Origin of the sequence: Streptomyces sp. NPDC005863 (genome assembly GCF_042871345.1) — a bacterium.
Classification (GTDB): Bacteria; Actinomycetota; Actinomycetes; order Streptomycetales; family Streptomycetaceae; genus Streptomyces.
In genome coordinates, this window is the sequence record NZ_JBIAII010000006.1 from 281,116 (window position 1) to 306,856 (window position 25,741).

General features: G+C 72.7%; 23 protein-coding genes and 1 tRNA gene. 20 read left to right on the forward strand and 4 right to left on the reverse strand.

The features are described from left to right. Nucleotides 1-76 precede the first annotated feature (76 nt). From galU to ACFYO9_RS22815, 9 genes are all read left to right on the forward strand, one after another. On the forward strand, nucleotides 77-988 hold the full coding sequence (galU, locus tag ACFYO9_RS22775) for a UTP--glucose-1-phosphate uridylyltransferase GalU (protein ID WP_358774827.1): 912 nt from the start codon (nucleotides 77-79) through the stop codon (nucleotides 986-988). A gap of 4 nt (nucleotides 989-992) precedes the next feature. Beyond that, on the forward strand, nucleotides 993-2,339 hold the full coding sequence (gene glp, locus ACFYO9_RS22780) for a gephyrin-like molybdotransferase Glp (protein WP_358711368.1): 1,347 nt from the start codon (nucleotides 993-995) through the stop codon (nucleotides 2,337-2,339). 84 nt (nucleotides 2,340-2,423) lie between these two features. After that, the gene (gene moaC / locus ACFYO9_RS22785; protein WP_355807502.1) at nucleotides 2,424-2,948 is read left to right on the forward strand and encodes a cyclic pyranopterin monophosphate synthase MoaC; all 525 of its coding nucleotides are present in this window, start codon (nucleotides 2,424-2,426) and stop codon (nucleotides 2,946-2,948) included. Further along, entirely contained in the window at nucleotides 2,945-3,487 is a 543-nt protein-coding gene (locus ACFYO9_RS22790) for a MogA/MoaB family molybdenum cofactor biosynthesis protein (protein ID WP_358774825.1), read from the forward strand. The genes moaC and ACFYO9_RS22790 overlap by 4 nt, the downstream gene beginning before the upstream one ends. A 59-nt stretch (nucleotides 3,488-3,546) precedes the next feature. Then, nucleotides 3,547-4,107, forward strand: coding sequence for a GNAT family N-acetyltransferase (locus ACFYO9_RS22795; RefSeq protein WP_388666528.1), 561 nt, complete (start codon nucleotides 3,547-3,549; stop codon nucleotides 4,105-4,107). A gap of 218 nt (nucleotides 4,108-4,325) precedes the next feature. Beyond that, a complete protein-coding gene (glpR, locus tag ACFYO9_RS22800) occupies nucleotides 4,326-5,636 on the forward strand; it encodes a gephyrin-like molybdotransferase receptor GlpR (protein ID WP_358774823.1) in 1,311 nt (436 codons plus the stop codon). 85 nt (nucleotides 5,637-5,721) lie between these two features. After that, nucleotides 5,722-5,795 (forward strand) — tRNA-Ala (locus ACFYO9_RS22805). Nucleotides 5,796-5,936: 141 nt separating this feature from the next. Next, nucleotides 5,937-6,395 carry a hypothetical protein gene (locus ACFYO9_RS22810; protein WP_355807494.1) on the forward strand — a complete coding sequence of 153 codons (459 nt, stop codon included), beginning with the start codon at nucleotides 5,937-5,939 and terminating at the stop codon, nucleotides 6,393-6,395. An 11-nt stretch (nucleotides 6,396-6,406) separates the two neighbouring features. Continuing rightward, entirely contained in the window at nucleotides 6,407-7,678 is a 1,272-nt protein-coding gene (locus tag ACFYO9_RS22815) for a HAMP domain-containing sensor histidine kinase (RefSeq protein ID WP_358774821.1), read from the forward strand. A gap of 72 nt (nucleotides 7,679-7,750) precedes the next feature. Here the strand turns inward: ACFYO9_RS22815 and ACFYO9_RS22820 are convergent, their stop codons facing one another. Next, entirely contained in the window at nucleotides 7,751-8,263 is a 513-nt protein-coding gene (locus ACFYO9_RS22820) for a GNAT family N-acetyltransferase (RefSeq protein WP_355807491.1), read from the reverse strand. A gap of 69 nt (nucleotides 8,264-8,332) precedes the next feature. On the opposite strand from ACFYO9_RS22820, the gene ACFYO9_RS22825 reads away from it, so the two are divergent. Then, nucleotides 8,333-9,124, forward strand: a complete 792-nt coding sequence (locus ACFYO9_RS22825; RefSeq protein WP_355807489.1) for an exodeoxyribonuclease III — start codon at nucleotides 8,333-8,335, stop codon at nucleotides 9,122-9,124. Between the two features lie 146 nt (nucleotides 9,125-9,270). After that, nucleotides 9,271-10,305 carry a DUF6528 family protein gene (locus ACFYO9_RS22830; protein ID WP_358774818.1) on the forward strand — a complete coding sequence of 345 codons (1,035 nt, stop codon included), beginning with the start codon at nucleotides 9,271-9,273 and terminating at the stop codon, nucleotides 10,303-10,305. 72 nt (nucleotides 10,306-10,377) lie between these two features. Here the strand turns inward: ACFYO9_RS22830 and ACFYO9_RS22835 are convergent, their stop codons facing one another. Further along, on the reverse strand, nucleotides 10,378-11,004 hold the full coding sequence (locus ACFYO9_RS22835) for a MerR family transcriptional regulator (protein ID WP_355808037.1): 627 nt from the start codon (nucleotides 11,002-11,004) through the stop codon (nucleotides 10,378-10,380). 173 nt (nucleotides 11,005-11,177) lie between these two features. On the opposite strand from ACFYO9_RS22835, the gene ACFYO9_RS22840 reads away from it, so the two are divergent. The 3 genes from ACFYO9_RS22840 to ACFYO9_RS22850 are packed head-to-tail and all read left to right on the forward strand — an operon-like array spanning nucleotide 11,178 to nucleotide 14,571. Further along, nucleotides 11,178-12,752, forward strand: a complete 1,575-nt coding sequence (locus tag ACFYO9_RS22840; protein ID WP_358774817.1) for an NAD(P)/FAD-dependent oxidoreductase — start codon at nucleotides 11,178-11,180, stop codon at nucleotides 12,750-12,752. Beyond that, nucleotides 12,749-13,678, forward strand: coding sequence for an alpha/beta hydrolase (locus ACFYO9_RS22845; RefSeq protein WP_358774815.1), 930 nt, complete (start codon nucleotides 12,749-12,751; stop codon nucleotides 13,676-13,678). The genes ACFYO9_RS22840 and ACFYO9_RS22845 overlap by 4 nt, the downstream gene beginning before the upstream one ends. Further along, complete coding sequence (locus ACFYO9_RS22850) at nucleotides 13,675-14,571, forward strand: SDR family oxidoreductase (protein WP_358774813.1); 897 nt, start codon at nucleotides 13,675-13,677, stop codon at nucleotides 14,569-14,571. The genes ACFYO9_RS22845 and ACFYO9_RS22850 overlap by 4 nt, the downstream gene beginning before the upstream one ends. 183 nt (nucleotides 14,572-14,754) lie before the next feature. On the opposite strand, the gene ACFYO9_RS22855 is transcribed toward ACFYO9_RS22850, so the two are convergent. Then, nucleotides 14,755-18,138 (reverse strand): S41 family peptidase, encoded by a 3,384-nt coding sequence (locus tag ACFYO9_RS22855; protein WP_388666516.1) that lies wholly within the window; start codon nucleotides 18,136-18,138, stop codon nucleotides 14,755-14,757. 201 nt (nucleotides 18,139-18,339) lie between these two features. On the opposite strand from ACFYO9_RS22855, the gene ACFYO9_RS22860 reads away from it, so the two are divergent. Next, complete coding sequence (locus ACFYO9_RS22860; protein WP_355807478.1) at nucleotides 18,340-18,930, forward strand: TetR/AcrR family transcriptional regulator; 591 nt, start codon at nucleotides 18,340-18,342, stop codon at nucleotides 18,928-18,930. Between the two features lie 108 nt (nucleotides 18,931-19,038). Next, nucleotides 19,039-21,306, forward strand: a complete 2,268-nt coding sequence (locus ACFYO9_RS22865; protein ID WP_358774809.1) for an MMPL family transporter — start codon at nucleotides 19,039-19,041, stop codon at nucleotides 21,304-21,306. A gap of 40 nt (nucleotides 21,307-21,346) precedes the next feature. Here the strand turns inward: ACFYO9_RS22865 and ACFYO9_RS22870 are convergent, their stop codons facing one another. Next, nucleotides 21,347-21,691, reverse strand: a complete 345-nt coding sequence (locus ACFYO9_RS22870) for an SsgA family sporulation/cell division regulator (RefSeq protein ID WP_355807476.1) — start codon at nucleotides 21,689-21,691, stop codon at nucleotides 21,347-21,349. Between the two features lie 210 nt (nucleotides 21,692-21,901). On the opposite strand from ACFYO9_RS22870, the gene ACFYO9_RS22875 reads away from it, so the two are divergent. From ACFYO9_RS22875 to ACFYO9_RS22890, 4 genes are read left to right on the forward strand one after another with little or no spacing between them, the layout of a single operon-like run. Continuing rightward, entirely contained in the window at nucleotides 21,902-22,972 is a 1,071-nt protein-coding gene (locus tag ACFYO9_RS22875; RefSeq protein WP_358774807.1) for an energy-coupling factor ABC transporter permease, read from the forward strand. Between the two features lies 1 nt (nucleotide 22,973). Next, nucleotides 22,974-23,735, forward strand: coding sequence for a cobalt ECF transporter T component CbiQ (gene cbiQ / locus ACFYO9_RS22880; RefSeq protein WP_358711396.1), 762 nt, complete (start codon nucleotides 22,974-22,976; stop codon nucleotides 23,733-23,735). Then, a complete protein-coding gene (locus ACFYO9_RS22885) occupies nucleotides 23,723-24,505 on the forward strand; it encodes an energy-coupling factor ABC transporter ATP-binding protein (protein ID WP_388666519.1) in 783 nt (260 codons plus the stop codon). Before cbiQ ends, ACFYO9_RS22885 begins: the two co-directional genes overlap by 13 nt. A 35-nt stretch (nucleotides 24,506-24,540) precedes the next feature. Beyond that, entirely contained in the window at nucleotides 24,541-25,719 is a 1,179-nt protein-coding gene (locus ACFYO9_RS22890) for a serine hydrolase domain-containing protein (RefSeq protein WP_358774803.1), read from the forward strand. Nucleotides 25,720-25,741 lie beyond the last annotated feature (22 nt).

Genomic DNA, 25,741 nt, shown 5'->3' on the forward strand with positions numbered 1-25,741 from the left:
TTCCTGATCGGCACATATGCCGCCGAATTATCCGGACCCACAGATTCCGCACATACGCACCGGATATGGTGGCCGCATGACTGAGTCTCACCCCCCCCACCCCCGGATCACCAAGGCGGTCATCCCCGCGGCGGGCTTGGGCACGCGCTTCCTGCCCGCCACCAAGGCGACCCCCAAGGAGATGCTGCCGGTCGTAGACAAGCCGGCGATCCAGTACGTGGTCGAGGAGGCCGTGTCCGCGGGCCTCGATGACGTCCTCATGATCACGGGTCGCAACAAGCGCCCCCTGGAGGACCACTTCGACCGCAACTACGAGCTGGAGTCGGCCCTCCTGAAGAAGGGCGACGAGGCCCGCCTCGCCAAGGTCCAGGAGTCCAGCGACCTCGCGACGATGCACTACGTACGCCAGGGCGACCCCAAGGGGCTCGGTCACGCCGTCCTGTGCGCCGCACCGCACGTGGGTCACGAGCCGTTCGCCGTCCTCCTCGGCGACGACCTCATCGACCCCCGCGACCCCCTCCTCGCCCGCATGGTCGAGGTCCAGGAGCGGCACGGCGGCAGCGTCATCGCCCTGATGGAGGTGGACCCCGAGCAGATCCACCTGTACGGCTGCGCGGCGGTCGACGCCACCGAGGACGGCGACGTCGTCAAGGTCACCGACCTGGTCGAGAAGCCCGACGCGGCCGACGCCCCCTCGAACTACGCGATCATCGGGCGGTACGTCCTCGACCCCCACATCTTCGACATACTGCGCAAGACCGAGCCGGGCCGCGGCGGCGAGATCCAGCTCACCGACGCCCTCCAGCAGCTCGCGGCCGACGAGAAGGTCGGCGGCCCGGTGCACGGCGTGGTCTTCAAGGGCCGCCGCTATGACACCGGCGACCGCGGCGACTATCTGCGTGCCATTGTCAGACTCGCGTGCGAACGTGAAGATCTGGGCCCGGACTTCAAGGCCTGGCTTCGCCGTTACGTCACCGAGGAGATGTAGCACTTTGAGCAGCAGCACGACGACACCGACCACCGACCGGCAGCCGTTCTGGTCGGTGGACGAGCATCTGGACGACATCCTCGAGACCGTCCGCCCGCTCGAACCCATCGAGCTCCAACTCCTCGACGCCCAGGGCTGTGTCCTGGTCGAGGACGTCACGGTGCCCGTCTCGCTGCCGCCCTTCGACAACAGCTCCATGGACGGGTACGCGGTCCGGGTCGCCGATGTGGCGGGCGCCAGCGAGGAGTTCCCCGCCGTCCTCACCGTCATCGGCGACGTGGCCGCGGGCGCGGGCCGGCAGCCCACCGTCGGCGCCGGCCAGGCCGCCCGCATCATGACCGGCGCCCCGCTGCCCCCCGGCGCCGAGGCCGTCGTCCCCGTGGAGTGGACCGACGGGGGCCTCGGCGAAGGCCCCGTCTCCGGCATGCGCGCCCACAGCGCCGCACCCGAGGGCGCGTCCGGCGAGGTCGCCGTGCACCGCCCCGCCGAGGCCCGCGCGCACGTCCGCGCGCGCGGCAGCGACGTGCAGAGCGGCGACCGCGCCCTGACCGCGGGCACCGTCCTCGGACCCCCGCAGATCGCCCTGCTCGCCGCCATCGGCCGCGGCACCGTGAAGGTCCGCCCCCGCCCGCGCGTGGTCGTCATGTCCACCGGCAGCGAACTGATCCAGCCCGGCGAGCAGTTGGCCGAGGGTCAGATCTACGACTCCAACAGCTTCGCCCTGACCGCCGCCGCCCGCGACGCCGGGGCCATCGCCTACCGCGTGGGAGCCGTCGCCGACGACGCAGAGACGCTGCGCTCCACCATCGAGGACCAGCTGATCCGCGCCGACCTCATCGTCACCACGGGCGGCGTCAGCGTCGGCGCGTACGACGTCGTCAAGGAGGCCCTGAGCTCCATCGGCGACCCGGACGCCGAGGGCGGCATCGGGGCGGGCAGCGGCGTGGAGTTCCGCAAGCTCGCCATGCAGCCGGGCAAGCCGCAGGGGTTCGGCGCCATCGGCCCCGACCACACCCCGCTGCTCGCGCTGCCGGGCAACCCCGTCTCCTCGTACGTCTCCTTCGAGCTCTTCGTGCGCCCCGCGATCCGCACCCTGATGGGCCTGCCCGAGGTCCAGCGGCCCACCACGCGCGCGGAGCTGCTCGTGGACAAGGCGCTGAGCTCGCCCGCCGGCCGCCGTCAGTTCCTGCGGGGGCGGTACGACGCGCAGGCGCGGCGGGTGACGCCGGTCGGGGGCACCGGCTCGCATCTGATCGCCGCCCTCGCGCACGCGGACGCGCTGATCGTCGTCCCCGAGGACACCACGTCGGTGGAGCCCGGCGCGGATGTCGAGGTGGTCCTGCTCGGCTGAACAGGCCGGCCGCGGGGTACCGTGTCGCGCACAACAGGCCCGCGCGCCGCACCGCGCGGGGCCCGGACCGGGAGCGCCAAGCACATGACCGCGATTTCCCGGGGGGATACCCCCGGAGCCCCTGAGCAGCAGCGACTGACCCACATCGACGAGGCGGGCGCGGCCCGCATGGTCGACGTGTCCGCCAAGGACGTGACCGCGCGCACGGCCCGCGCCAGCGGTCGCGTACGGGTCTCGCCGCGCGTGATCGAACTGCTGCGCGGCGAGGGCGTGCCCAAGGGCGACGCCCTGGCCACCGCGCGGATCGCCGGGATCATGGGCGCCAAGCGCACCCCCGACCTCATCCCGCTCTGCCACCCGCTGGCCGTCTCCGGAGTGAAGCTCGACCTCTCCGTGGCGGACGACGCCGTCGAGATCCTCGCCACGGTGAAGACCACCGACCGCACGGGCGTCGAGATGGAGGCCCTCACCGCGGTGAGCGTCGCGGCCCTCACGGTCGTCGACATGGTCAAGGCCGTCGACAAGGGCGCCGTCATCACCGACGTACGCGTCGAGGAGAAGACCGGCGGCAAGTCGGGGCACTGGACGCGCGAGGGGGAGCAGGCATGAGCCAGGACCGCGCCACCACGGCCACCGGCGCCGGGCCCGCGCCCTATCGCGCCCTCGTCGTGACCGCCTCCAACCGCGCCGCCGCCGGGGTCTACGCCGACAAGGGCGGCCCGATCCTCGCCGAGGGCCTCGACGCACTCGGCTTCGCCGTCGACGGGCCGCAGGTCGTCCCGGACGGCGACCCCGTGGAGGCGGCGCTGCGCGCGGGCGTCGCCGCCGGCTACGACGTCATCCTCACCACCGGCGGCACCGGCATCTCGCCCACCGACCGCACCCCAGACGTCACCCGCCGCGTCATCGACCACGAAGTGCCGGGCATCGCCGAGGCGATCCGCGCGTACGGCAGGGACAAGGTGCCCACGGCCGTCCTCTCGCGCGGGCTCGCCGGGGTCGCGGGCGGCACGCTCATCGTGAACCTGCCGGGTTCCAGCGGTGGCGTACGGGACGGTCTCGCCGTCCTGGAGCCGCTCCTGCGGCACGCCGTCGACCAGCTGCGCGGCGGCGACCACCCCAGTCCTCCGCCGGGGGGTGCGAGCTGAACAGCCCTTCCTGGCCCGTGGAGCTGACGGACGGTGACGTCGTCCTGCGTCCCATAAAGATGCGCGACCAGCGGGCCTGGCGCGAGGTCAACCGGCGCAACCGCGACTGGCTGCGCCCCTGGGAGGCCACGATCCCGCCGCCCACGCCGAGCGGCCCCATCGTGCACCGTCCCACGTACCGTCAGATGGTCCGCCATCTGCGGGCGGAGGCGGGCGCGGGCCGGATGCTGCCGTTCGTCATCGAGTACCAGGGGCGGCTCGTCGGGCAGTTGACGGTCGCCGGGATCACCTGGGGCTCGATGTGCTCGGGCCACGTGGGGTACTGGGTCGACGAGTCCGTCGCGGGCCGCGGGGTCATGCCGACCGCCGTCGCCCTCGCCGTCGACCACTGCTTCCGCTCGGTCGGGCTGCACCGTATCGAGGTCTGTATTCGCCCCGAGAACGCGCCGAGCCGGCGGGTCGTGGAGAAACTCGGATTCCGCGAGGAAGGGATCCGGCCCCGCTATCTCCACATCGACGGAGCCTGGCGCGATCATCTCGTCTTCGCGCTGACGGCCGAAGAGGTACCGGAAGGGTTGTTGCGCCGCTGGCACCAGGCGCGACCTCGGAACACGGCCTAGAACCCCTCCCGGCCGCCATAAATGAAATGTATGTTCGAAATTGGTCGACGATCGACCGTCCGAGACGCGTATGAGTCTTGTCTCAGGCATTAATTTCACACCGACGGCGGCCTGTTGATCGCATCAGTCGCAAAAAAAGTTCGAGATATCAGCCGGATCGTGCGACACACCGGCTCAATTGGCAGATGGCCTCACGGAAACCCCTCTACCGTGTGAGCGTGAGCAGCAGCGGCCTCATCTACGCAGTCATCGTCGGGGCCTGGGCCGCCTACTTGGTGCCGATGTGGCTCCGTAGGCAGGACGAGCTGAACGAAGCCCGTCCGACGGAACGCTTCAGCACCGCCATCCGGCTGCTGTCCGGACGGGCGGGCATGGAGCGCCGATACGCCAAGGACCTGCAAGCGCGCTCTCCCGAGGACGGGGAGTCGCGCGACGACCCGGACGGCGTCACCGGCTCGGTGGACGTCCGGTCCTTCGTCGCGCCCGCGTCCGGGACGGAGCTCCGGGCGGACCGGGCGCCCGAACGCGAACCCGAACGTGAGCACGAACCCGAACGTGAGCGCGAAGCCGCCCCGGCCGCCCGTGCCAGGGTGTCGGCCGCGTCCCAGGCCAAGCCTCATCAGGCCAAGTCGCAGGCCAAGTCCCCGGTCCAGGCACCGGGTCAGGCCTCGGTCCAGGCCTCGGCCGCAGGGCCGGCCACCGGTTCGTCCAAGGCTCCGGGCCGGGCGGCGACGCCCGCCCAGCGTGCCGCGTCGGCGGAGGCCGCCGCGCGCGCCCGGCGCTCCAAGGTCCTCGCGCGGCGCCGCCGGACGACGGTCCTCCTCTTCCTCGCCTTCACGGTCGGCGCGATCGTCGCCGGGGTCGGCGGGCTCGCCTTCCTGTGGGCGCCCGCCGCGCCCGCCGTGCTGTTGAGCGCGTACATCGTCTATCTGCGCGGGCAGGAGCGGCGCCGCTTCACGTACACGATGGACCGGCGCAGGGCCGAGGTCGCCGCGCAGCGGCTGCGCGAGCGCCAGCCCCGGCGCAGGCCCGCGGGAGCGGAGCAGCCGGTGGACGAGACGGCGGACGAGGGCCCCGGGCCCGAGACGGAGACCGGTCTGTCCGCGCTCGCCGCGGACCGCCGCGCCCTCGTCGAGCAGACCGACCACGCCGAGTGGGTCGACCAGCAGCGCGAGCGGCAGCGCGGCCCCGGCCGCGGCGACAGCTGGGACCCGGTCCCGGTGCCGCTGCCGACGTACGTGACCGCGCCGGTCGCCCCGCGCGCCACCGGCAGCGTCGACCTGAGCTCGCCGGACACCTGGAGCGCGGCGCGCTCCAGCACCGCGGAGGGTTCCGCCGAGCGCGCGGCCGAGCGTGAGCTGCCGGCCGAGCGGGCGGACGACATCGACGGGGCGGAGGGTGCGGACGCCGGCGGCGGCCGCAGCGACCGGCGCCGGGCCGCGTCCGCGCGACGGGCCCGCGAGCGCGGCCGCACGCCGCTCTTCGACCAGTACGAGGACGGCGGACGGCCGCGCGCGGCCAACGAGTGAGGCGCCGTGAGGTTGCCCCTGCTGACCAGCCAGGACCGGATTTCCGAGCACCCCGATCGGGATGCTAGAGTTTCACTCGTTGCAAGGGCCTGTGGCGCAGTCTGGTAGCGCACCTCGTTCGCATCGAGGGGGTCTGGGGTTCAAATCCCCACAGGTCCACTGCACATGAGATCCCGTCCAGTTCATCGAACTGGGCGGGATCTTTGCGTTGTGCGCCCCGCCCGCGCCCCCGTGGCCCCCCGCGGTCCCCCTTCGGTCGACCCCGGGTGTGGATTGCCGCGCTACGGATACATTTGACCCATGTTGTCCCCTTCGAGGGGTGCCGCCGTGTGCGGCACCGCACTTGCCGCCCTGCTGGTGGCCGGGTGCGCCGAGCCCCGGGGGCTGCGGGTGGAGGGGCCCGCGCTGCTGCCCTCGCGGGTGGCCGGCCCCGTCTATCTCGCCGACGCGATGGGGCAGCCGCTGCAGCAGCCCGCGTCCGTGGCGCTCACCGAGTACGTGGCGCTCACCGAGTTGAGCTGGCGGGACTGGGGCGGCCCGACCGCGCACGCCACCGGGAAGCTGAGCGGTGCCTGGTGTCTGCCCGGGTGCGCGAAGAAGCCGTACGACGCGACGCTGACGCTCAGCAGTCTCGAACGGCAGGAGCACGTGGCGTACTACCGGCGGGCCGCCGTTGAGCCGAAGGACCCCGAGGAGCTGCCGGCCGCCGCGGTGAACGTGCAGTTCCAGGGGATCCGGCTGTCCGTCCCGGACGTGTGAGCGGGGTCGGCATGGGTCTGCGCACCAAGATCGGTATCGCCATCGCGGGCACCGCGGCGCTGGTGTCCGTCGTGATGGGACTCCTCGTCCACCACCGCACCGTCGAGGCGCAGTACGCCGGTGCGCGCACCCAGATCGGCGACCGGCTGCAGACCGCCGTGCAGGACCACGCCGCCGGGATCGACGGGGACCGCACCCTCGTCGACCCGCCCGATCTGCCGGGACCGCTCGCGGGCGCCGTGGCCAACGGGAACTGGGGCGTCTACCTGGACCGGACGGGGCGGGTGCCGCAGCTCTGGGCGGCCAGCAAGTACGGCAAGGAGGTCGTCGCGCTGAAGCGGCCCTACGACAGGGAAGCGGAGACGGTGCGGGACGTCGACCGGGTGCTGTGGATCTCCGGCGGGTTCGGGACGGCGCTCGCCTGTGTGGCGGGGCTGGTCGTCGCGACCCGGCTGGGGCGGCGGCTGCGGGCGAAGGCGGGGGCCGCGACGCGCATCGCGGAGGGCGATCTGACGGCGCGGCTGCCGTTGCGCGGCAAGGACGAGATCACCCGGCTCGCGGCCGCGGTGAACACCATGGCCGACGCGCTCGCGGCGCGGCTGCAGGCCGAGCGCGAGGTGACGGCGAACATCGCGCACGAGCTGCGCACGCCGGTGGCCGGCATGGTCACGGCGGCCGGGCTGCTGCCGCCGGGGCGCCCCTCGGAGCTGGTGCGCGAGTCCGCGCAGCGGCTGCGGGAGCTGGTCGACGACGTCATCGAGGTGGCCCGGCTCGACGGGGCGGGGGAGCAGGTCGCGGCCGAGCGCCGTGAACTGGGGGCGCTGGTGCGGCGGTCGGCGGCGGCCGGTGCGGCCGGTGCTTCCGGCGCTTGCGGGGTGACGGTCGACGTCGTGCGGGACGTGGAGGTGGTGACGGATCCGCGCCGCGTGGAGCGGGTGATCGCCAACCTCGTCAGCAACGCGCTGCGGCACGGGGCGGCGCCGGTGGCCGTCGAGGTCGACGGCGGTGTGGTGCGGGTGCGGGACTCCGGGGGCGGCTTTCCGGAGTCCCTGCTCTCCGGCGGCCCGCAGCGGTTCCGGAGCGGGTGCGGGGAGAAGGGGGTCGGCCTCGGGCTCGGCCTGACGATCGCGCAGGGCCAGGCGCAGGTCCTGAAGGCGGGCCTGCGCCGGCCTGCGCTTCAGCAATCCGCCGGGCGGCGGCGCCCTGGCGGAGTTCGACCTGCGCTCGGCGGTACGGGGCGGGTAGGCGTACGGCGCGGGTGGGCGTATGGCGCGGGCGAGTAGCAGGGCCGATGGTCGGCGCCCGCCGGATCAGAGTTGCCCGAATCAGAGCTGCCCGAATCAGAGCTGCCCGAATCAGAGCTGCTTCGCGTAGCAGCGGCTCAGGTCGTCGAAGCGGTAGTGGCCGAACTTCGCCGGGGCGGGGGTGTAGCCGCTGGAGGTGTAGAGGGCTATCGCCTCGGGCTGCTTGGCGCCCGTCTCCAGGACCATGCGGACGCGGCCCGCCGCCCTCGCGTCCGCCTCCAGCTCCGCGAGTATCCGGCGGGCGAGGCCGAGACCGCGCGCCTCCGGAGTGACGTACATCCGCTTCAGCTCGGCGTCGCCGTCCCGGTAGCCCTCGCCGTCCTCGTCCATGCTGCGCCAGCCGCCCGTGGCCAGGGCGGTGCCGTGCTCGTCGTACGCGATGAGGTAGTGGCCGCGCGGCGGTTCGAACATGGTCGGGTCCAGGGGTGTGACGTCGCCCTCGTCGCCGTACCGCTCGGCGTATTCGAGCTGGACGCGGTCGTTGAGCAGGACCGCGTCGGGGTGCGCGAAGGTGACGGTGCGCAGCTCGACGGGGGCGGTGGCCTCACGGGCTTGGATAGTCATGCGCTCCATCGTACTTCTATGCGATACGGGTGGGGGCTCGGTCATCCAGTGTGCCGGTATCGTGCCCGGATGCTCACTGTGACCTCCGTGAATGTGAACGGCCTGCGCGCCGCCGCCAAGAAGGGCTTCGTGGAGTGGCTCGCCGACACCTCCGCCGACGTGCTCTGCCTCCAGGAGGTGCGCGCCGAGCCGCACCAGCTGCCGGACGAGGTGCGCGAGCCCGAGGGCTGGCACGTGCTGCACGCGCCCGCCGCCGCCAAGGGCCGGGCCGGCGTCTCGCTGTACACGCGGCGTGAGCCGGACCGGGTGCGGGTCGGCTTCGGGTCGCAGGAGTTCGACGGCAGCGGCCGGTACGTCGAGGCCGATCTGCCGGGCGTCACCGTGGCCAGCCTGTATCTGCCCTCCGGCGAGGTCGGCACCGAGCGGCAGGACGAGAAGATCCGGTTCATGGCCGAGTTCCTCGTGTATCTGAAGGACCTCAAGGCGCGGGCCGCCGCCGAGGGGCGGCACGTCGTCGTCTGCGGCGACTGGAACATCGCCCACCAGGAGGCCGACCTCAAGAACTGGAAGGGCAACAAGAAGAACTCCGGCTTCCTGCCCGAGGAGCGCGCCTGGCTGGACGAGGTCTTCGCGGAGTACGTGGACGTCGTGCGCCGGCAGCACCCGGGCGTCGAGGGCCCGTACTCGTGGTGGTCTTACCGCGGGCGCGCCTTCGACAACGACACGGGCTGGCGCATCGACTACCAGGTCGCGACGGCGGGGCTCGCCGAGCGCGCGGTGAAGGCGTACGTGGAGCGGGCCGCGAGCCACGGCGAGCGGTGGAGCGACCATGCGCCCGTGACGGTGGTCTACGACCTCTGACGGCCCCTGCCGTGCGCGGCGTCCGCGGCGGATGCGGCGCACGGTCATAAAGTCCGGCAGAGGGCTGTCCCGGGCCCCGAAGGCATGGCAGATTGCGGTCGCGTCATGTCCAACTCCCTAGGGTTCGGGGGGACTTCATGTCTGCCATGCCGTCGAGGCGCGCGATGCTGCTGGGCGCCGCGGGTGCGGGGATCGCGACGGCGCTGCCGGTCGCCGGGGCGTACGGAGCGGATCGCGGGGGCGCGGGTGGCGGTGGCAGTGTCCCCCGGGGTACGCCGCCCGTGCTGCTGACCGAGCAGGCGAGCCGGCGGCTCCTCGTGCTCGACCCGCGCCGCCGCGTCTGGGACCCGGCGGTCGACCCGTCCCCGGTGCGGTGGCAGTTCTCGCCGCTCGGCGACCCGCGCTACCGGGACCTGCTCCCGGAGGAGAGCTGGCGCTACCCGTGCGAGGCCAGGGTGCGGCTGCGCCGCAAGCGCCCGTACGTGCTGACCACGGCGTCCTTCGGGTTCGTGGCCGTCGTCGAGTACCCGACGGGCCGGCGGTACTGGGGCACGGCGATCGGGCCGGGGGACGACCTGTTCAATCCGCACACCGCCGAGCTGCTGCCCGACGGCGACGTGGCCGTCGCGTGCAGCACGGGCGCGCGGGTCCGGCTGTACGCGGCGTCGCGGGGCCCGCGGTCCGCGCGGTACACGGAGGCGGAGCTCAAGGGCGCGCACGGGCTGCACTGGGACGACGGGCGCGGGGTGCTGTGGGCCCTCGGCGACGACGAGTTGGTGTCGTACGAGGTGGGCGGCGCGGCCGGGCGGCCCGAGCTGGTCCGGCGCTCCGCGGTGGGGCTGCCGGTCGCTACGCCGGGGAAGACGCCGGGCGGGCACGACCTCTTCCCGGTGGCGGGGCGGCCGGGGCGGCTGTGGGTGACGGCCAGTGCCGCGGTGTTCCAGTACGAGACGCGCGACGGGACCTTCCGGCAGGACTTCGCCGGGCACGAGACCATCTCGCGGAAGTCGGTGAAGACGGTCGGTGACGACCCGCGCACCGGGCAGGTCCTGACCACCGTGCCGGAGAGCGGTCTGGAGGAGACCTGGTGGACCACGACGGTGGGCGTCCACCGGCCCGAGAGCTCGTACAAATACGTGAACGGCGGTATCTACAAGGCCCGTTGGTGGCTGCCGCGCTGATCCGCCCGCAAACGCCTCCGCAAACGCCTCCGCAACCCCCTCCGTGGGCCCCTCCGTAAGCCCTTGCGCGGCTCAGTCCTTCTTGACGCGGCGGTCCAGCGCCATCGACAGCTCCGCCTCCACCACGGCCTTGGCGACCGGGCGGAGCTCCTCGATGTCCATCTCGGCCGTCGTGGGGACGTGTTCGCGCAGCACGGTGGTGAACAACTCCGCGAGCGCGTCGGCGTGTTCGCGGACCCGCTGGCCGGCCTCCAGGACCGCGGCGAGCGGAACTCCCTTGCGTACCAGGGTGGATGAGGCGTCCAGGAGGCGGCGGCTGATGTGCACCAGTTCGTCGCCGTCCGTGCCGAGGTAGCCGAGGTCGAGGGCGGCGACGAGGTTCTCCGGGGTGACCTCGCCCGCGAAGTGGTCGGCGAGCTCCTCCGGGGTGAGGCGGACGGGCTGTTCCTCGGTCGGCTCGCCGAGGCCGAGGAGTTCGCCGACGTCGCGGCCCTTGTCGAAGGCGTCGGCGAGTTCGGCGATGCCGTTCAGGGTGTGGCCGCGCTCCAGGAGGGCGGCGATGGTGCGCAGCCGGGCCAGGTGGTGCTCGTCGTACCAGGCGATGCGGCCCTCGCGGCGCGGCGGCGGGATCAGCCCGCGCTCGCGGTAGAAGCGCACGGTGCGCACGGTGATGCCGGCCTCCTTGGCCAGCTCCGCCATGCGGTACTCGCGTACGCCGCCTGCGCCTTCCGGTTGCTCTGCCACGGGGGAAGCCTATGTCGTACCGCCGGTAAGTTTCGCCGGCCGACCCCTACTCATCAGTACGCGGGTGTTCTACGCTCCCATTGCGCCAGTGGTTACTGGCAGAGTCGTGTACTTCGGGAGGCGGCGGCATGGCCGAGCGCGAGCGGAGCCCTGAGCAGGGGCGCGAGCACGAGCACGTACGAGTGGCGGTGATCGGATCCGGCTTCGGTGGCCTCGGGGCCGCCGTGCGGCTGCGCCGTGAGGGCATCACCGACTTCGTCGTCCTGGAGCGGGCCGGCGCGGTGGGCGGCACCTGGCGGGACAACAGCTACCCCGGCTGCGCCTGCGACGTCCCCTCCCACCTGTACTCCTTCTCCTTCGCGCCCAACCCGGACTGGCCGCGCACCTTCTCCGGCCAGGAGCGCATCCGCGAGTACCTGGAGCACGTCGCCGACACCTTCCGGCTGCGCCCGCACCTCCGCCTCGACACCGAGGTGAAGCTGATGCGCTGGGACGCCGGACAGCTGCGCTGGGAGATCGAGACCAGCCGCGGCACCCTCACCGCCGACGTCGTCGTCTCCGCCACCGGGCCGCTCTCCGACCCCAAGACCCCGGACATCCCCGGCATCGACGCCTTCCCCGGCAAGGTCTTCCACTCCGCCCGCTGGGACCACGACTACGACCTGCGCGGCAAGCGCGTCGCGATGATCGGCACCGGCGCCTCGGCGATCCAGATCGTCCCCGAGATACAGAAGAAGGTCGGCAGGCTCACCCTCTTCCAGCGCACGCCCCCGTGGGTGATGCCGCGCGCCGACCGCGCCATCACCGGCGCCGAGCGCTGGCTGCACCGCCAGCTGCCGTTCACCACCCAGGCCCGGCGCGGACTCCTGTGGGGCATCAGGGAGTTGCAGGTCCAGGCGTTCACCAAGCGGCCCAACGAGCTCGGCATGGTCGAGAGGATCGCCAAGCGGAACATGTACCGGGCCATCAAGGACCCGGCGCTGCGGGCCAAGCTGACGCCCACGTACCGCATCGGCTGCAAGCGCATCCTGCTCTCCAACACCTACTATCCGGCGCTCGCCAAGCCCAACGTCGACGTCGTCGCGAGCGGCCTGACCGAGGTGCGGGGCAGCACCGTGGTCGCCGCCGACGGCACCGAGACCGAGGTCGACGCGATCATCTTCGGCACCGGGTTCCATGTGACGGACATGCCGATCGCCGACCGGGTCGTCGGCGACGAGGGGCTCTCCCTCATGGAGACCTGGAAGGACGGCATGAACGCGCTGCGCGGCGCGACCGCGGCCGGCTTCCCCAACTGGATGACGATCATCGGCCCGAACACCGGGCTCGGCAACTCCTCGATGATCCTGATGATCGAGTCCCAGCTGAACTACATGGCCGACTATCTGCGGCAGTTGAACGTGCTCGGGGGCCGCGCCGCGCTCGCCGCCCGCCCCGCCGCCGTCACCGCCTGGAACACCCGCGTCCAGGAGCGGATGAAGCGCACCGTGTGGAACACCGGCGGCTGCAACAGCTGGTACCTCGACGAGAACGGGGTCAACACCACGGTGTGGCCCGGCACGACCACCGAGTTCCGGGCGGCCACCCGCCGCGTCGACCTCTCCGAGTACGAGGTGCTGCGGCCCCCGAAGCCGCTGGAGGCCGCAACCGGCTCCGGCGCCAAGAAGCAGCCCGGGACCGAGAAGGTCGAGGCCGGGGCATGAGCCGCCTGACCCACGCGATCAGCGGCCCCTACGCGCCGCCCGTCGCCACCCGCGAACTGACCGCCGTCTCCGCCGACGGCTCCCGCGTCCACGTCGAGGTGCACGGCCCCGAGGGCGCGCCCGCGGTGCTGCTCACCCACGGCTGGACCTGCTCGACCGCCTTCTGGGCGGCGCAGATCCGCGCGCTCGCGCTCGACCACCGCGTCATCGCGTACGACCAGCGCGGGCACGGGCGCAGCGCCGCGCCGTCGGAGGCCGACGGGTACAGCACCGAGGCGCTCGCCGACGACCTCCAGGCGGTGCTCGCGGCGACGCTCGCGCCGGGCGAGAAGGCCGTGCTCGTCGGCCACTCGATGGGCGGCATGACGATCATGGCGGCCGGTGGGCGGGAGGCGGTGCGGGAGCGCACCGCGGCGGTTCTGCTGTGCAGCACGGGCAGTTCGGCGCTGGTCGCCGAGGCGACGGTGGTGCCGCTGCTGCGCGCCGGGCGGGTGCGGACCCGGATCACCCGGTCGGTGCTCGGCTCGCGCGCGCCGCTCGGGCCCGTCACGCCGATGGCCCGGCGGATCCTCAAGTACGCGACGATGGGCCCCGGCGCCGCGCCGGACAAGGTCGACGCGTGCGCCCGGATCGTGCACGCCTGCCCCCGCATCGTGCGGCACGGCTGGTCCGGCGTGCTGGAAGCGCTCCAACTGGACGTCGCGGTGGGGGAGTTGCAGGCGCCCACCGCCGTCGTCGCCGGCACGGCGGACCGGCTCACCCCCGTCGTCCACGCGCGCCGGATCGCCGCCGCGCTGCCGCACTGCGTGGGCCTCACCGAGCTGGCCGGCGTCGGCCACATGACGCCCATCGAGGCGCCGGACGCCGTCACCGCGCGGATCACCGAACTCGTCGCAACGTACGTACAGGTCAAGGAGGGCGCATGAGCAGGGTCAGCCTGGAGGGACAGGTCGCGGTCGTCACCGGAGCGGCGCGCGGCGTCGGGGAACTGCTCGCGCGCAAGCTGTCGGCGCGCGGCGCGAAGGTCGCCCTCGTCGGCCTGGAGCCGGACGAGCTGAAGCAGGTGTCGGAGCGGCTGCACACCGAGTCCGGCCACTGGTACGCCGACGTCACCGACCACGCGGCGATGGCGCGGGTGGCCGGTGAGGTCAAGGAGCGGTTCGGCAAGGTCGACATCGTCGTCGCCAACGCCGGCGTGGCCGGCGGCGGGCCGTTCCTGGAGTCCGACCCCGACGCGTGGCGCCGCGTCATCGAGGTCAACCTCATCGGCAGCGCGGTGACGGGACGCGCCTTCCTGCCCGTCCTGATGGAGAGCCGCGGCTACCTCCTGCAGATCGCCTCGCTCGCCGCGATCACGCCGGCGCCGATGATGACGGCGTACTGCGCGTCGAAGTCGGGCGTGGAGGCGTACGCGCACGCGCTGCGGGCCGAGGTCGGCTACAAGGGCGTCAAGGTCGGCGTCGGCTATCTCTCCTGGACCGACACGGACATGGTGCGGGGCGCGGACCAGGACGAGGTGATGCGGGAGCTGCGCCAGCGGCTGCCGTGGCCGTCCAACAAGACGTACCCCCTCGGCCCGGCGGTGGACCGCATCGTCGCGGGCATCGAACGCCGCGCCGGCCATGTGTACGCGCAGTGGTGGCTGCGGGGCATGCAGGGTGTCCGCGGCTACCTGCCGGGGATCATCGGCTCGGTGGGCCGCAGGGAGATGCAGCGCTTCGAACCGAGGCTGGCGGGGGTTTCGACGGGGTTGGTGGGGGCGGGGGGTTCGGCGGACGAGAGGGCGCGCGAGGCGAATTCAGGGCGGGTGGGTGGGTAAGACGCCGCGAAGCGGCGACGCGTGAGCGGGACGGCGCAGGTGGAGTGGTCGCGGCGGGAGCCCGCCCCGGTGCGGGCCGACGGGACGGGACAGAGGGGCGGGTGGGTGGGTAAGACGCCGCGAAGCGGCGACGCGTGAGCGCAACGGCGCAGGGGGCGCAGACGCGGCGAAGGGGCCGCCCCCTCACCGAGGCGGCAACGGAGGCCGCCGCCGGTCCGGCACATCGGAGCGGTCCGGCGGCGTCGCCGCGGGCCGCTGCTCCAGCAGATCGAGCGCCAGCCGCACCGCGTCGTCCAGCTGCGCGTGCCGCCCCTCCGCCCAGTCAAGCGGCGTCCGCAGGATGTCCAGGTCCGGGGAGACGCCGTGGTTCTCCACGCTCCACCCGTACGCGTCGAACCACCCCGCGTTCATCGGCACCGTGATCACCGTGCCGTCGCCGAGCCGGTGCCGCCCGGTCATCCCGACCACGCCGCCCCAGGTGCGCTGGCCGACGACCGGTCCGAGGCCGAGCAGCTTGAACGCGGCGGTGATCATGTCGCCGTCGGAGGACGTCGCCTCGTCGGCGAGGGCGACCACGGGGCCGCGCGGCGCGTTCGAGGCGTACGACACCGGCACGGCGTTGCGCGTCAGGTCCCAGCCGAGGATCTTGCGGGTCAGCTTCTCGATGACGAGCTCGCTGATGTGGCCGCCCGCGTTGCCCCGCACGTCCACGATGAGCGCCGGCCGGTCCACCTCCATGCGCAGGTCCCGGTTGAACTGGGCCCACCCCGAGCCGCCCATGTCGGGGATGTGCAGATAGCCGCACTTGCCGCCGCTCAACTCCCGTACGACGTCCCGGCGTTTGGCCACCCAGTCCTGATAGCGCAGCGGGCGCTCGTTGATGAGCGGCACGATCGCGACCCGGCGGGGCCTGCCGTCGCCCTCCGCGGGCCGGAAGGTGAGCTCGACCGTGGTGCCGCCCGCCGCCGAGAGCAGCGGGTAGGGGCCGGTCACCGGGTCGACCGGGCGGCCGTCGATGTGGGTGAGGACCGCGCCCTCCCGGATGCCCGCGCCGGCCAGCGGGGAGCGCGCCTTGGAGTCGGAGGAGTCGCCGGGCAGGATCCGTTTGACCATCCACCCCTCGTCCCGGTGCACGAGGTTGGCGCCGAGCAGCCCCATGGCCCGCTGGTAGTGCGGCGGCCCCTCGTTGCGGCGGGCGGCCGTGACGTACGCGTGGGAGGTGCCCAGCTCGCCGAGGACCTCGCGCAGCAGATCCGCGAACTCGTCGGGCGACGCGACCCGTTCGACCAGGGGCCGGTACTGCGCGAGCACCGCGTCCCAGTCGATGCCGCACATCCCCGGGTCCCAGAAGTAGGCGCGGATGATGCGGCCCGCCTCCTCGTACGCCTGACGCCACTCGGCAGCCGGGTCGACCTCGTGCAGGATGCGGCGCAGGTCGATCCAGACGGTCGTGTCGCCGTCGCCGACCTCGGTGGAGGGCACGGCGCTCAGGTCGCCCTCGTCGACGACGACGAGCCGTGAGCCGTCGCCGCTGAGCGCGAACCAGTCGAGGTGGTCGACGAGTTGGGACTTCTTCGTCTTGGTGATGCTGAAGTGTTCGAGGGTGGGGCGTCCCGAGGTGTCGGCCGGGTTGGCGAAGGTCTCGCCGAGCGCGCCCGAGATCGGCCAGCGCAGCCAGACCAGGCCGCCGCCGCTGACGGGGTGCAGCGCCGAGTACTTCGACGCGGCGACCGGGAACGGCGTGACCCGCGACTCCAGCCCCTCCACCTCCACCGTCGTGGTGCCGTACCCCGCGCCGCCGTCGGCCGGGTCGAGACCGCCCGCGGCCGGGCGCCCGTCGGGCAGCAGCGCGAAGGGCGACGGGGTCGCCGACGACAGTGGTACGAGGTAGGGGCGGCAGCCGAGCGGGAAGGACAGGTCGCCGGTGTGCACGTCGTAGACGGGGTCGAAGCCGCGCCAGGAGAGGAAGGCGAGATAGCGGCCGTCACGGGTGAAGACGGGGTTCTCGTCCTCGAAGCGGCCGTTGGTGACGTCGACGACGACGCGGGAGCCGGGCCCCTCGATGCGGGCCAGCTTGATCTGGCGCAGGGAGCGGCCGACGCCCGGGTGCGACCAGGTCAGCCAGGTGCCGTCCGGAGAGAAGGCGAGGTCGCGCACGGGCCCGTTGAGGGACCGGATCAACTCGGTGACCTCACCCTCGGCGCCCCCCGCCTCGTCTGTCCCGTCGGCCTCCTCCGCCCCGTCCGCCCCGTCGGACACCGTGATGAGGAGCAGCCGGCCGTCGTCCGAGGCGACGGCGAGCCGCCGGCCGTCGGGGTCGGCGACGAGCTCCTGGACCCGGCCGAGCCGGCCGCTCGCGAGCCTGCGTGGCCTGCGGTCGCCGCTGACCCGGGGCAGCCAGGAGATCTCCACGGCGTCCTCGCCCTCGGCGTCGGTCACGTAGGCGACCTGCCCGCTGGTGCCGAGCATCTCCGGGAGACGGACCCGTACGCCCGGGGTGTCGATGATGGTGCGGGCCGGGCCGTCCCGGTGGGTGAGCCAGTAGAGGGAGCCGCGCACGACGACGGCGCTGGCCCGGCCCGTCGTGTCCACGGAGATCGAGTCGACGTGCTGGGCGGCCGGCACCTGGTAGACCCGCCGCCCGGCCCGCGGCCCGCCGAGCCGCACGTCGAGCCGGCGCGGCACGGAGTCCGCGGCGAGGCCGTCGACCAGCCAGATGTCGCCCGCGCACTGGTAGACGACACGGGTGCCGTCGGACGCCGCGTGGCGGGCGTAGAAGGTGTCGTGGTCGGTGTGGCGGCGCAGGTCGGTGCCGTCGGGCAGACACGAGTAGAGGTTGCCGACGCCCTCGTGGTCGGAGAGGAAGGCGATCCGGCCGGACACGAACATCGGGGAGTCCAGATGGCCGTCCAGGTCGCCGAGGATCTGCTGCCCGTGCATCCACAGCCGGCCCGTCGCGCCGCCCCGGTACCGCTTCCAGGCGGCGGGTTCGTGCGGCGGCTTGCCGGTCAGGAGCAGCGTCTTGCGTTCGCATCGGTCGGCGTCGGCGTCGGCGGCGGCGGCGTTGGTGTCGTCGGCGCCACCGGCGCCCTCGGCGAGGGAGTCGGTGACCGCGATGTCCCAGACCGGGCCCCAGGGCAGCTTGCCGCCGGGGGAGCCGTCGACGGGCACGCTGTAGGCCCAGCAGAAGTACGAGAAGGGCTGGCCGTGCGAGGAGACGGCGAGGATGTCGCCGTCGGGGGACCAGCCGCAGACCCGGGTGTCGGTGCTACCCCAGTAGGTGAGGCGGCGGGCGGGGCCGCCGTCGACCGGCGCGAGATGGATCTCCGGGTCGAGGCTGCGCCAGGTCGTGTACGCGATGTGGCGGCCGTCCGGCGAGAAGCGGGGGTGGCTCACCTTCGTACGGTCGACGGTGAGCCGCCAGGCCCGGCCGGCCGGGGAGCCCTCCGGGGTGAGGGGCGCCACCCACAGGTCGTCCTCGGCGGCGAAGCAGAGGCGGTCGCCGCTGAGGTGCGGGAAACGCAGGTATGAGCGGTCGTCCTGGGCATCGTCGCGCGCGTCGGTCACCTCACCATGCTTTTCCGCTCCGCAGGCGGCGGCAACTCGTGCCGAGGGTGAAAACGGCATGCGCCGGGAGGAACGGGGGGCGTGACGCAGCACACGTACGAAACGGTTTCGTTTCGCTCGGGGGCGGGCGTACAGTCGTGGTGTACGAAACCGTTTCGTTCCGAGGCGGTACCGGGCAGTGGCGAGCAGGAGGTGGAGACCGTGACCGATACGACCGCGGCGCGGCGCACCAGGATCACCCCCGAGCGCGAGGCCGAGCTGTACGGGTCCGTGCTCGACCTGCTCCGTGAGGTCGGCTACGAGGCCCTCACCATGGACGCCGTCGCCGCCCGCACTCGCTCCAGCAAGGCCACCCTCTACCGCCAGTGGGGGAGCAAGCCGGAGCTGATCGCCAAGGCGCTGCGGCACAACAAGCCGGCGTCCCTCGCGGACATCGACACCGGCACGCTGCGCGGCGACCTGAACGAGATGGTGGCCCGCTCGGACGACTGCCAGATGGAGAAGGACGCCGCGCTGATGCGGGGTCTGTTCCATGCCGTCCACGACCACCCCGAACTCCACCAGGCGCTGCGGAACCTGCTCATCGAGCCGGAGCTCACCGGCCTCAACGACCTGTTGCGCAGAGCGGTGGAGCGCGGCGAAGTCGCCGCGGACAATCCGGCGCTCGAGTTCGTCGTCCACATGATGGTCGGCGGCTTCGCGGCCCGGGACCTCATCGAGGACCGCCCGGTCGACCGAGCCTTCCTCGCCGCGTACATCGACGCCGTGATTCTCCCCGCCCTCGGCGTCTGACCCACCCGCAACACCCGCAACACCCGCACCTGACGTCGCCGCTCAAGTCGTCGGGCCGATCCCTTCTGCCCAATCCGGACACCACGACCTGACCGGGAGTACGCCCCCGTGGCCACTTTCCTCTACAAACTCGGCAAACTCGCCTTCAGGCGACGCCACTTCGTCGCCCTGATATGGGTGGCGCTCCTGACGCTCGCCGGGGTCGGCGCCGCGTCCGCGCCCACCGCCGCCTCCAGTTCCTTCTCCATACCCGGGACGGAGGCCCAGAAGGCCTTCGACCTCCTGGAGAAGCGCGCCCCCGATGCCAGCGCCGACGGCGCGAGCGCCCGCGTCGTCTTCAAGGCGCCGGACGGCCAGAAGGTCACCGACAAGGCCAACAAGGCCGAGATCGACAAGACCGTCGCCGCCCTGAAGTCCGGCTCGGACCAGGTGGCCCGCGCGGACAACCCGTTCGAGACCAAGACGGTCAGCAAGGACGGCTCGACGGCGTACGCCTCCGTCTCGTACAAGGTCACCTCGATGGAGCTGACCGACGACGACCGCGACGCGCTGGAGAAGACCACCGACAAGGCGCGGGAGTCCGGGCTCACGGTCGAGGTCGGCGGCGACGCGCTGCAGGCCATGCCCGAGACCGGGGCCACCGAGATCATCGGCATCGCCATCGCGGCGGTCGTCCTCATCATCACCTTCGGCTCGCTGATCGCGGCCGGTCTGCCGCTGCTCACCGCGCTGATCGGGGTCGGCATCGGCGTCTCGTCGATCACCGCGCTCGCCAACGCGCTCGACCTCGGCACCACCACCTCGACGCTCGCCATGATGATCGGCCTCGCGGTCGGCATCGACTACGCGCTCTTCATCGTCTCGCGCTACCGCGGCGAACTCGCCGACGGCCGCGACCGCGAGGAGGCGGCGGGCCGCGCGGTCGGCACCGCGGGTTCCGCGGTCGTCTTCGCCGGGCTCACCGTGGTCATCGCGCTGGTCGGCCTCGCCGTGGTGAACATCCCGATGCTCACCAAGATGGGCTTCGCCGCGGCCGGCACGGTCGTCATCGCCGTCCTCATCGCGCTCACCCTCATCCCGGCGCTGCTCGGGTACGCGGGCAAGCGGGTCATGCCGATGGGCGAGAAGAGCAGGCTCTTCGGGGGCGGCAAGAAGAAGGCGGCCGCGGAGAAGGCGGCCGCGGAGAAGGCCGGCGCGGAGAACGGCGCCGAGCCGAAGCAGAACATGGGCACCCGCTGGGCCCGCTTCGTGGTCCGCCGCCCGATCGCCGTGCTGCTCGTCGGCATCGTGGGCCTGGGCGCCGCGGCGCTGCCGGTCTCGCAGCTGGAGCTCGGCCTGCCGGACGACGGCGCGCAGCCGACGTCCACGACCCAGCGCAAGGCGTACGACCTGGTCTCCGAGGGCTTCGGCCCCGGCTTCAACGGCCCGCTGATGGTGGTCAACGACCTCAAGGGTGTCGCCGACCCGAAGGCCGCGGCCGGCGAGATCAAGAAGACGATCGCCGAGCTGGACGACGTCCTGACCGTCGCCGAGCCGGTGTTCAACAAGACCGACGACACCGCGATCATCAGCGTCGTCCCGTCCTCCAAGCCCAGCGGCATCGAGACCGAGGACCTGGTCCACTCGATCCGCGACACCGGCGCGAAGATCAAGTCCGACACCGGCGCGGACATCATGGTCACCGGCACCACGGCCATGAACATCGACGTCTCGCAGAAGCTCAACGACGCCCTGCTGCCCTATCTGGCACTGGTCGTGGGCCTGGCGTTCCTGCTCCTGATCGTCGTCTTCCGTTCGATCCTGGTCCCGCTCAAGGCGGCCCTCGGCTTCCTGCTCTCGGTCCTCGCGGCCCTCGGCGCGGTCGTCGCGGTCTTCCAGTGGGGCTGGCTCGGCTCGCTCTTCGGCGTCGAGCAGACCGGCCCGATCATGTCGATGATGCCGATCTTCATGGTGGGCGTCGTCTTCGGCCTCGCGATGGACTACGAGGTGTTCCTCGTGACCCGTATGCGGGAGGCGTACGTCCACGGGGAGCGGTCCGGGCAGGCGATCGTGACCGGCTTCCGGCACGGGGCCCGGGTGGTCTCGGCGGCGGCGGTCATCATGATCGCGGTGTTCGCCGGCTTCATCGGCTCGTCCGAGCAGATGGTCAAGATGATCGGCTTCGGCCTCGCCATCGCGGTCTTCTTCGACGCGTTCGTGGTCCGCATGGCGCTGGTCCCCGCGGTCCTCGCGCTGCTCGGCAAGAAGGCGTGGTGGCTGCCGAAGTGGCTGGACCGCGCGCTGCCGAACGTGGACGTCGAGGGCGAGGGCCTGCGCACGGAGGCGGAGAAGGACGCGAGGTCCGCCGAGACGGAACGCGAGCCGGCACGCGTCTGACCTCAAGGGCGCCCACTTAGCCCGACCGGGGCGGCTCGCCCTAGTGGGTGACCGGGGTGGCGGCCACGTGGGTGCGGCGCAGGAAGCGGATCAGCGCCGACGCGTCGAACTGGACGACCGTCACCCCGTCCGGGGCGTGGAACTCCACGACCGTCTGGACCCGGCCGCACGGCCAGACGTGCACGCCGTCGGCGGTGACCGGGGCCCGCAGCCCCTGCTCCAGGAGGGCCCGGTCGCAGACCCGCTGCGGCGCACCGGGGAGGCCGATCCGCACCGCGTGCGGGTCGGCCTCCGGGTCGTAGTGCAGCATGACGGGGACGGCGCGGTGGCCCTCGGAGGAGTCCGTGACGAGGTGGGCGCGTGCGTACTGCTCGACTGCGGACATCACTGAACTCCTCGGACTCCTCATCCAGCCGGGTGCGTGACCCGGGACCTTCCTCACCAATGTCCCATATGTCCGGCATATCGCCCCCGGCGGAGGCGTAGCCGATTCGGGACCGCAGTGCTCTTGCAAACCGTTTGCAACAAGGCCCTATCATTGAACGGTTCACGAGCGATCTGCCCTGTCCAGGGGCCCCTGCCCAGGAGCGAGCGCATGCATGTCCCCGACGGGTTCATCAATGTCCCGGTGTCCGCGGCCACCGGGGTCGTCGCGGCCGCGGCCGTGGCCGTCAGCCTCAAGGGGGCGCGGCGCGAGCTGGACGAGCGGACCGCCCCGCTCGCCGGTCTGGTCGCGGCCTTCATCTTCGCGGTGCAAATGCTGAACTTCCCGGTCGCGGCCGGGACCAGCGGACATCTCCTCGGCGGCGCGCTCGCGGCGATCCTCGTCGGGCCCTTCACCGGGGTGCTCTGCGTCTCCGTCGTCCTGCTCATGCAGGGCGTGCTCTTCGCCGACGGCGGCCTGACCGCGCTCGGCGTGAACATCTCCGACATGGCGATCGTCACCACCGTCGTCGCCTACCTCGTCTTCCGCGGCCTGGTGAAGGTGCTGCCCAGGAAGCGCCGCTCGATCACCGTGGCCTCCTTCGTCGCCGCGCTGCTCTCGGTGCCCGCAGCCGCGGTCGCCTTCACCGTGATCTACGCCCTCGGCGGCACGACCGACGTCTCCATCGGCAAGGTCGCCACCGCCATGGTCGGCGTGCACGTCCTCATCGGCATCGGCGAGGCCGCCATCACTGCGCTCACCGTCGGCGCCGTCATCGCCGTACGGCCCGACCTGGTGTACGGGGCGCGGGGCCTGACTCAGCCGTTGAAGCTGCGGGTCGGCGGCGAGCTGGTGGACGCGCCGGCCGCCGAGCCGGCCCCGGTCCCGGCCGCCGCCCGCTCGGCCCGCCCGGTGTGGATCGCGGGCATCGTCGCCTCCCTCGTCCTCGCGGGCTTCGTCAGCTTCTACGCCGCGACCTCCCCCGACGGCCTGGAGAAGGTCGCCCACGACAAGGGCATCGACAAGAAGGCCGAGGACCACGCCGCCGCGGACTCCCCGCTCGCCGACTACGGCGTCAAGGACATCGCCGACGCCCGCCTCTCCGGCGGCCTGGCCGGCGTGATCGGCGTGGGCGTCACGGTCGCCGCGGGCTCGGGGATCTTCTGGGCGCTGCGCCGACGCCGTACGAACGACACCTCGCCGGCCGCCGTGCCCGAGAGCGTCACCTCCGAGAAGGCCTGACATGGGTGCGGGCCACGCCCACCGGCTCTACCGGCACGGCCGCTCACCGGTGCACGCGCTGCCCCCGCACACCAAACTCGCCGCCGTCTTCTGCTTCGTGATCGTCGTGGTCTCCACGCCGCGCGAGGCGATGTGGGCGTTCGGTCTGTACGCGGTACTGCTCGGCGTCGTCGCCTACGCCGCCCGTGTCCCGGCCGGCTTCCTGCTCAAGCGGCTCCTGATAGAGATCCCCTTCGTGGCGTTCGCCGTCCTGATGCCCTTCGTCGCCCAGGGCGAACGGGTCGACGTGCTCGGCCTCTCGCTGAGCGTCAACGGCCTCTGGGGCGCCTGGAACGTCCTCGCCAAGGGCACGCTCGGCGTCGCCGCGTCGGTGCTGCTCGCCGCCACCACCGAGCTGCGCGCGCTGCTCCTCGGCCTGCAGCGGCTGCGGCTCCCCCCGCTGCTCGTCCAGATCGCCTCGTTCATGATCCGCTACGGCGACGTCATCACCGACGAGATGCGCCGCATGAAGATCGCCCGCGAGTCGCGCGGCTTCGCGGCGCGGGGCGTGCGGCAGTGGGGCGTCCTCGCCAAGTCCGCGGGCGCGCTCTTCATCCGCTCGTACGAGAGGGGCGAGCGGGTGCACCTGGCCATGGTCAGCCGCGGTTACGCGGGATCGATGCCGGTCATCGACGAGGTGACCGCCTCCCGGGGGCAGTGGACGTACGCGCTGGCCCTGCCGCTGACCGCCCTCCTCGTCTGCCTGTTGGGATGGACCCTGTGACCCCTGCACCCTCGCCGGCCTCCGCGCCCTCGCTCGAAGTGGCCGGCCTCGCCTTCGCCTACCCCGACGGCCACCAGGCGCTCTTCGGCGTCGACTTCACCGTCGGACGCGGCGAGCGCGTCGCCCTGCTCGGGCCGAACGGCGCGGGCAAGACGACCCTCGTGCTGCACCTCAACGGCATCCTGACCGGCGGCGCCGGCACGGTCACCGTGGCCGGGCTGCCGGTCGGCAAGCGGCACATGGCGGAGATCCGGCGCCGGGTCGGCATCGTCTTCCAGGACCCGGACGACCAGCTGTTCATGCCGACCGTGCGCGAGGACGTCGCCTTCGGCCCCGCGGCCGCGGGGATGCGGGGTCCGGAGCTGGAGGCGCGCGTCATGAAGGCGCTGTCTCAGGTCGGCATGGCGGAGTTCGCGGACCGGCCGCCGCACCACCTCTCCTTCGGGCAGCGGCGCAGGGTGGCGGTCGCCACGGTGCTCGCCATGGAGCCGGAGATCCTCGTCCTGGACGAGCCCTCCTCCAACCTCGACCCCGCGTCGCGGCGCGAACTGGCGGACATTCTGCGGTCGTTGGACGTGACCGTCCTGATGGTCACGCACGATCTGCCGTACGCCATGGAGCTCTGCCCCCGCGCCCTGATCCTCAGCGACGGGGCCATCGCGGCCGACGGGGCCACGGGCGACCTGCTCGCCGACGACGACCTGATGCGTGCGCATCGACTGGAACTGCCCTTCGGCTTTGATCCCAAGGTCGGTAAGGTCAGCCGGTAGGGAATCGGTGGCTGTTGTCGGGGGTTGACCTTTTCATGGGCGATTTCATACGCGGCACGGTGGCCGACGGATACGAGGCGGTCCGGGACGCCTTCGCACGTAACTTCTCCGAGCGCGGCGAGCGCGGCGCCGCCGTCTCCGTGTACCGCGACGGGCGCAAGGTCGTCGACCTGTGGGGCGGCGCGAAGGACGTCGACGGGGATCTCGACGCCGGTGCCGCGCCGTGGGAGTCCGGCACCGCGCAGATCGTCCGCTCGGCCACCAAGGGTGTCGCGGCAGCCGCGCTGCTCCTGCTGCACCAGCGCGGGGAGCTGGACCTGGACGCGCCGGTCGGCGCGTACTGGCCGGAGTTCAAGGCGCGCGGCAAGGAACGAACCCTGATCCGGCACGTCCTCGCACACCGCGCGGGCGTCCCCGCCCTGGACCGGCCGCTGACGCCCGGCGAGGCGTACGACCCCGACCTCGCCGCCGCGGTCGTCGCCGCACAGGCCCCCTTCTGGACGCCGGGCGAGGACCACGGCTACCACGCGCACACGTACAGCTGGCTCACCGGTGAGCTGGTGCGGCGGGTGACGGGCCGGTGCGTGGGGGAGTGGATCGCCGCCGAGGTCGCGCGCCCGCTCGGTCTCGACCTGTGGGTCGGGCTGCCGCAAGCGGAGGCGGGGCGGGTCGGCCGCCTCGGCCGGATCGAGCCGCCCGCGGCGCCGGGCGGCCTGCGGGTCCGCCCCAAGCGGAACGTGGCGCAGGCGTACGAGGATCCCGCCTCGCTGACCCGTCGCGCCTTCGCGGCGATCGACCCGCTGCCGGACGAGAACGACTCCGCCTACCGGGCGGCGGCGCTGCCCGCGTCCAACGGCGTCGCTACGGCGGACGGCCTCGCCCGCTTCTACGCGGCCCTGACCGGTGAAGTCGACGGCGGCCGCGCGCTGTTCACGCCGCAGACGGTGGCGCTGGCACGCGGCGAGGCGTCGGCCGGGCCTGACCGTGTCCTGGTCGTCGGCACCCGCTTCGGCCTCGGCTACATGCTGCACGGTGCCGCCGCACCGCTGCTGTCCCCCGGCTCCTTCGGCCACCCCGGCCGGGGCGGCGCGCTGGGCTTCGCGGACCCGGAGTCGGGGCTGGCCTTCGGCTACGTCACGAACGGCATGAACAAGGGGGTGACGGCGGACCCCAGGGCGCAGGCGCTGGTACGGGCGCTGCGCGCGACGGTGTGACGCCCGCGCGTCGGTGTGACGC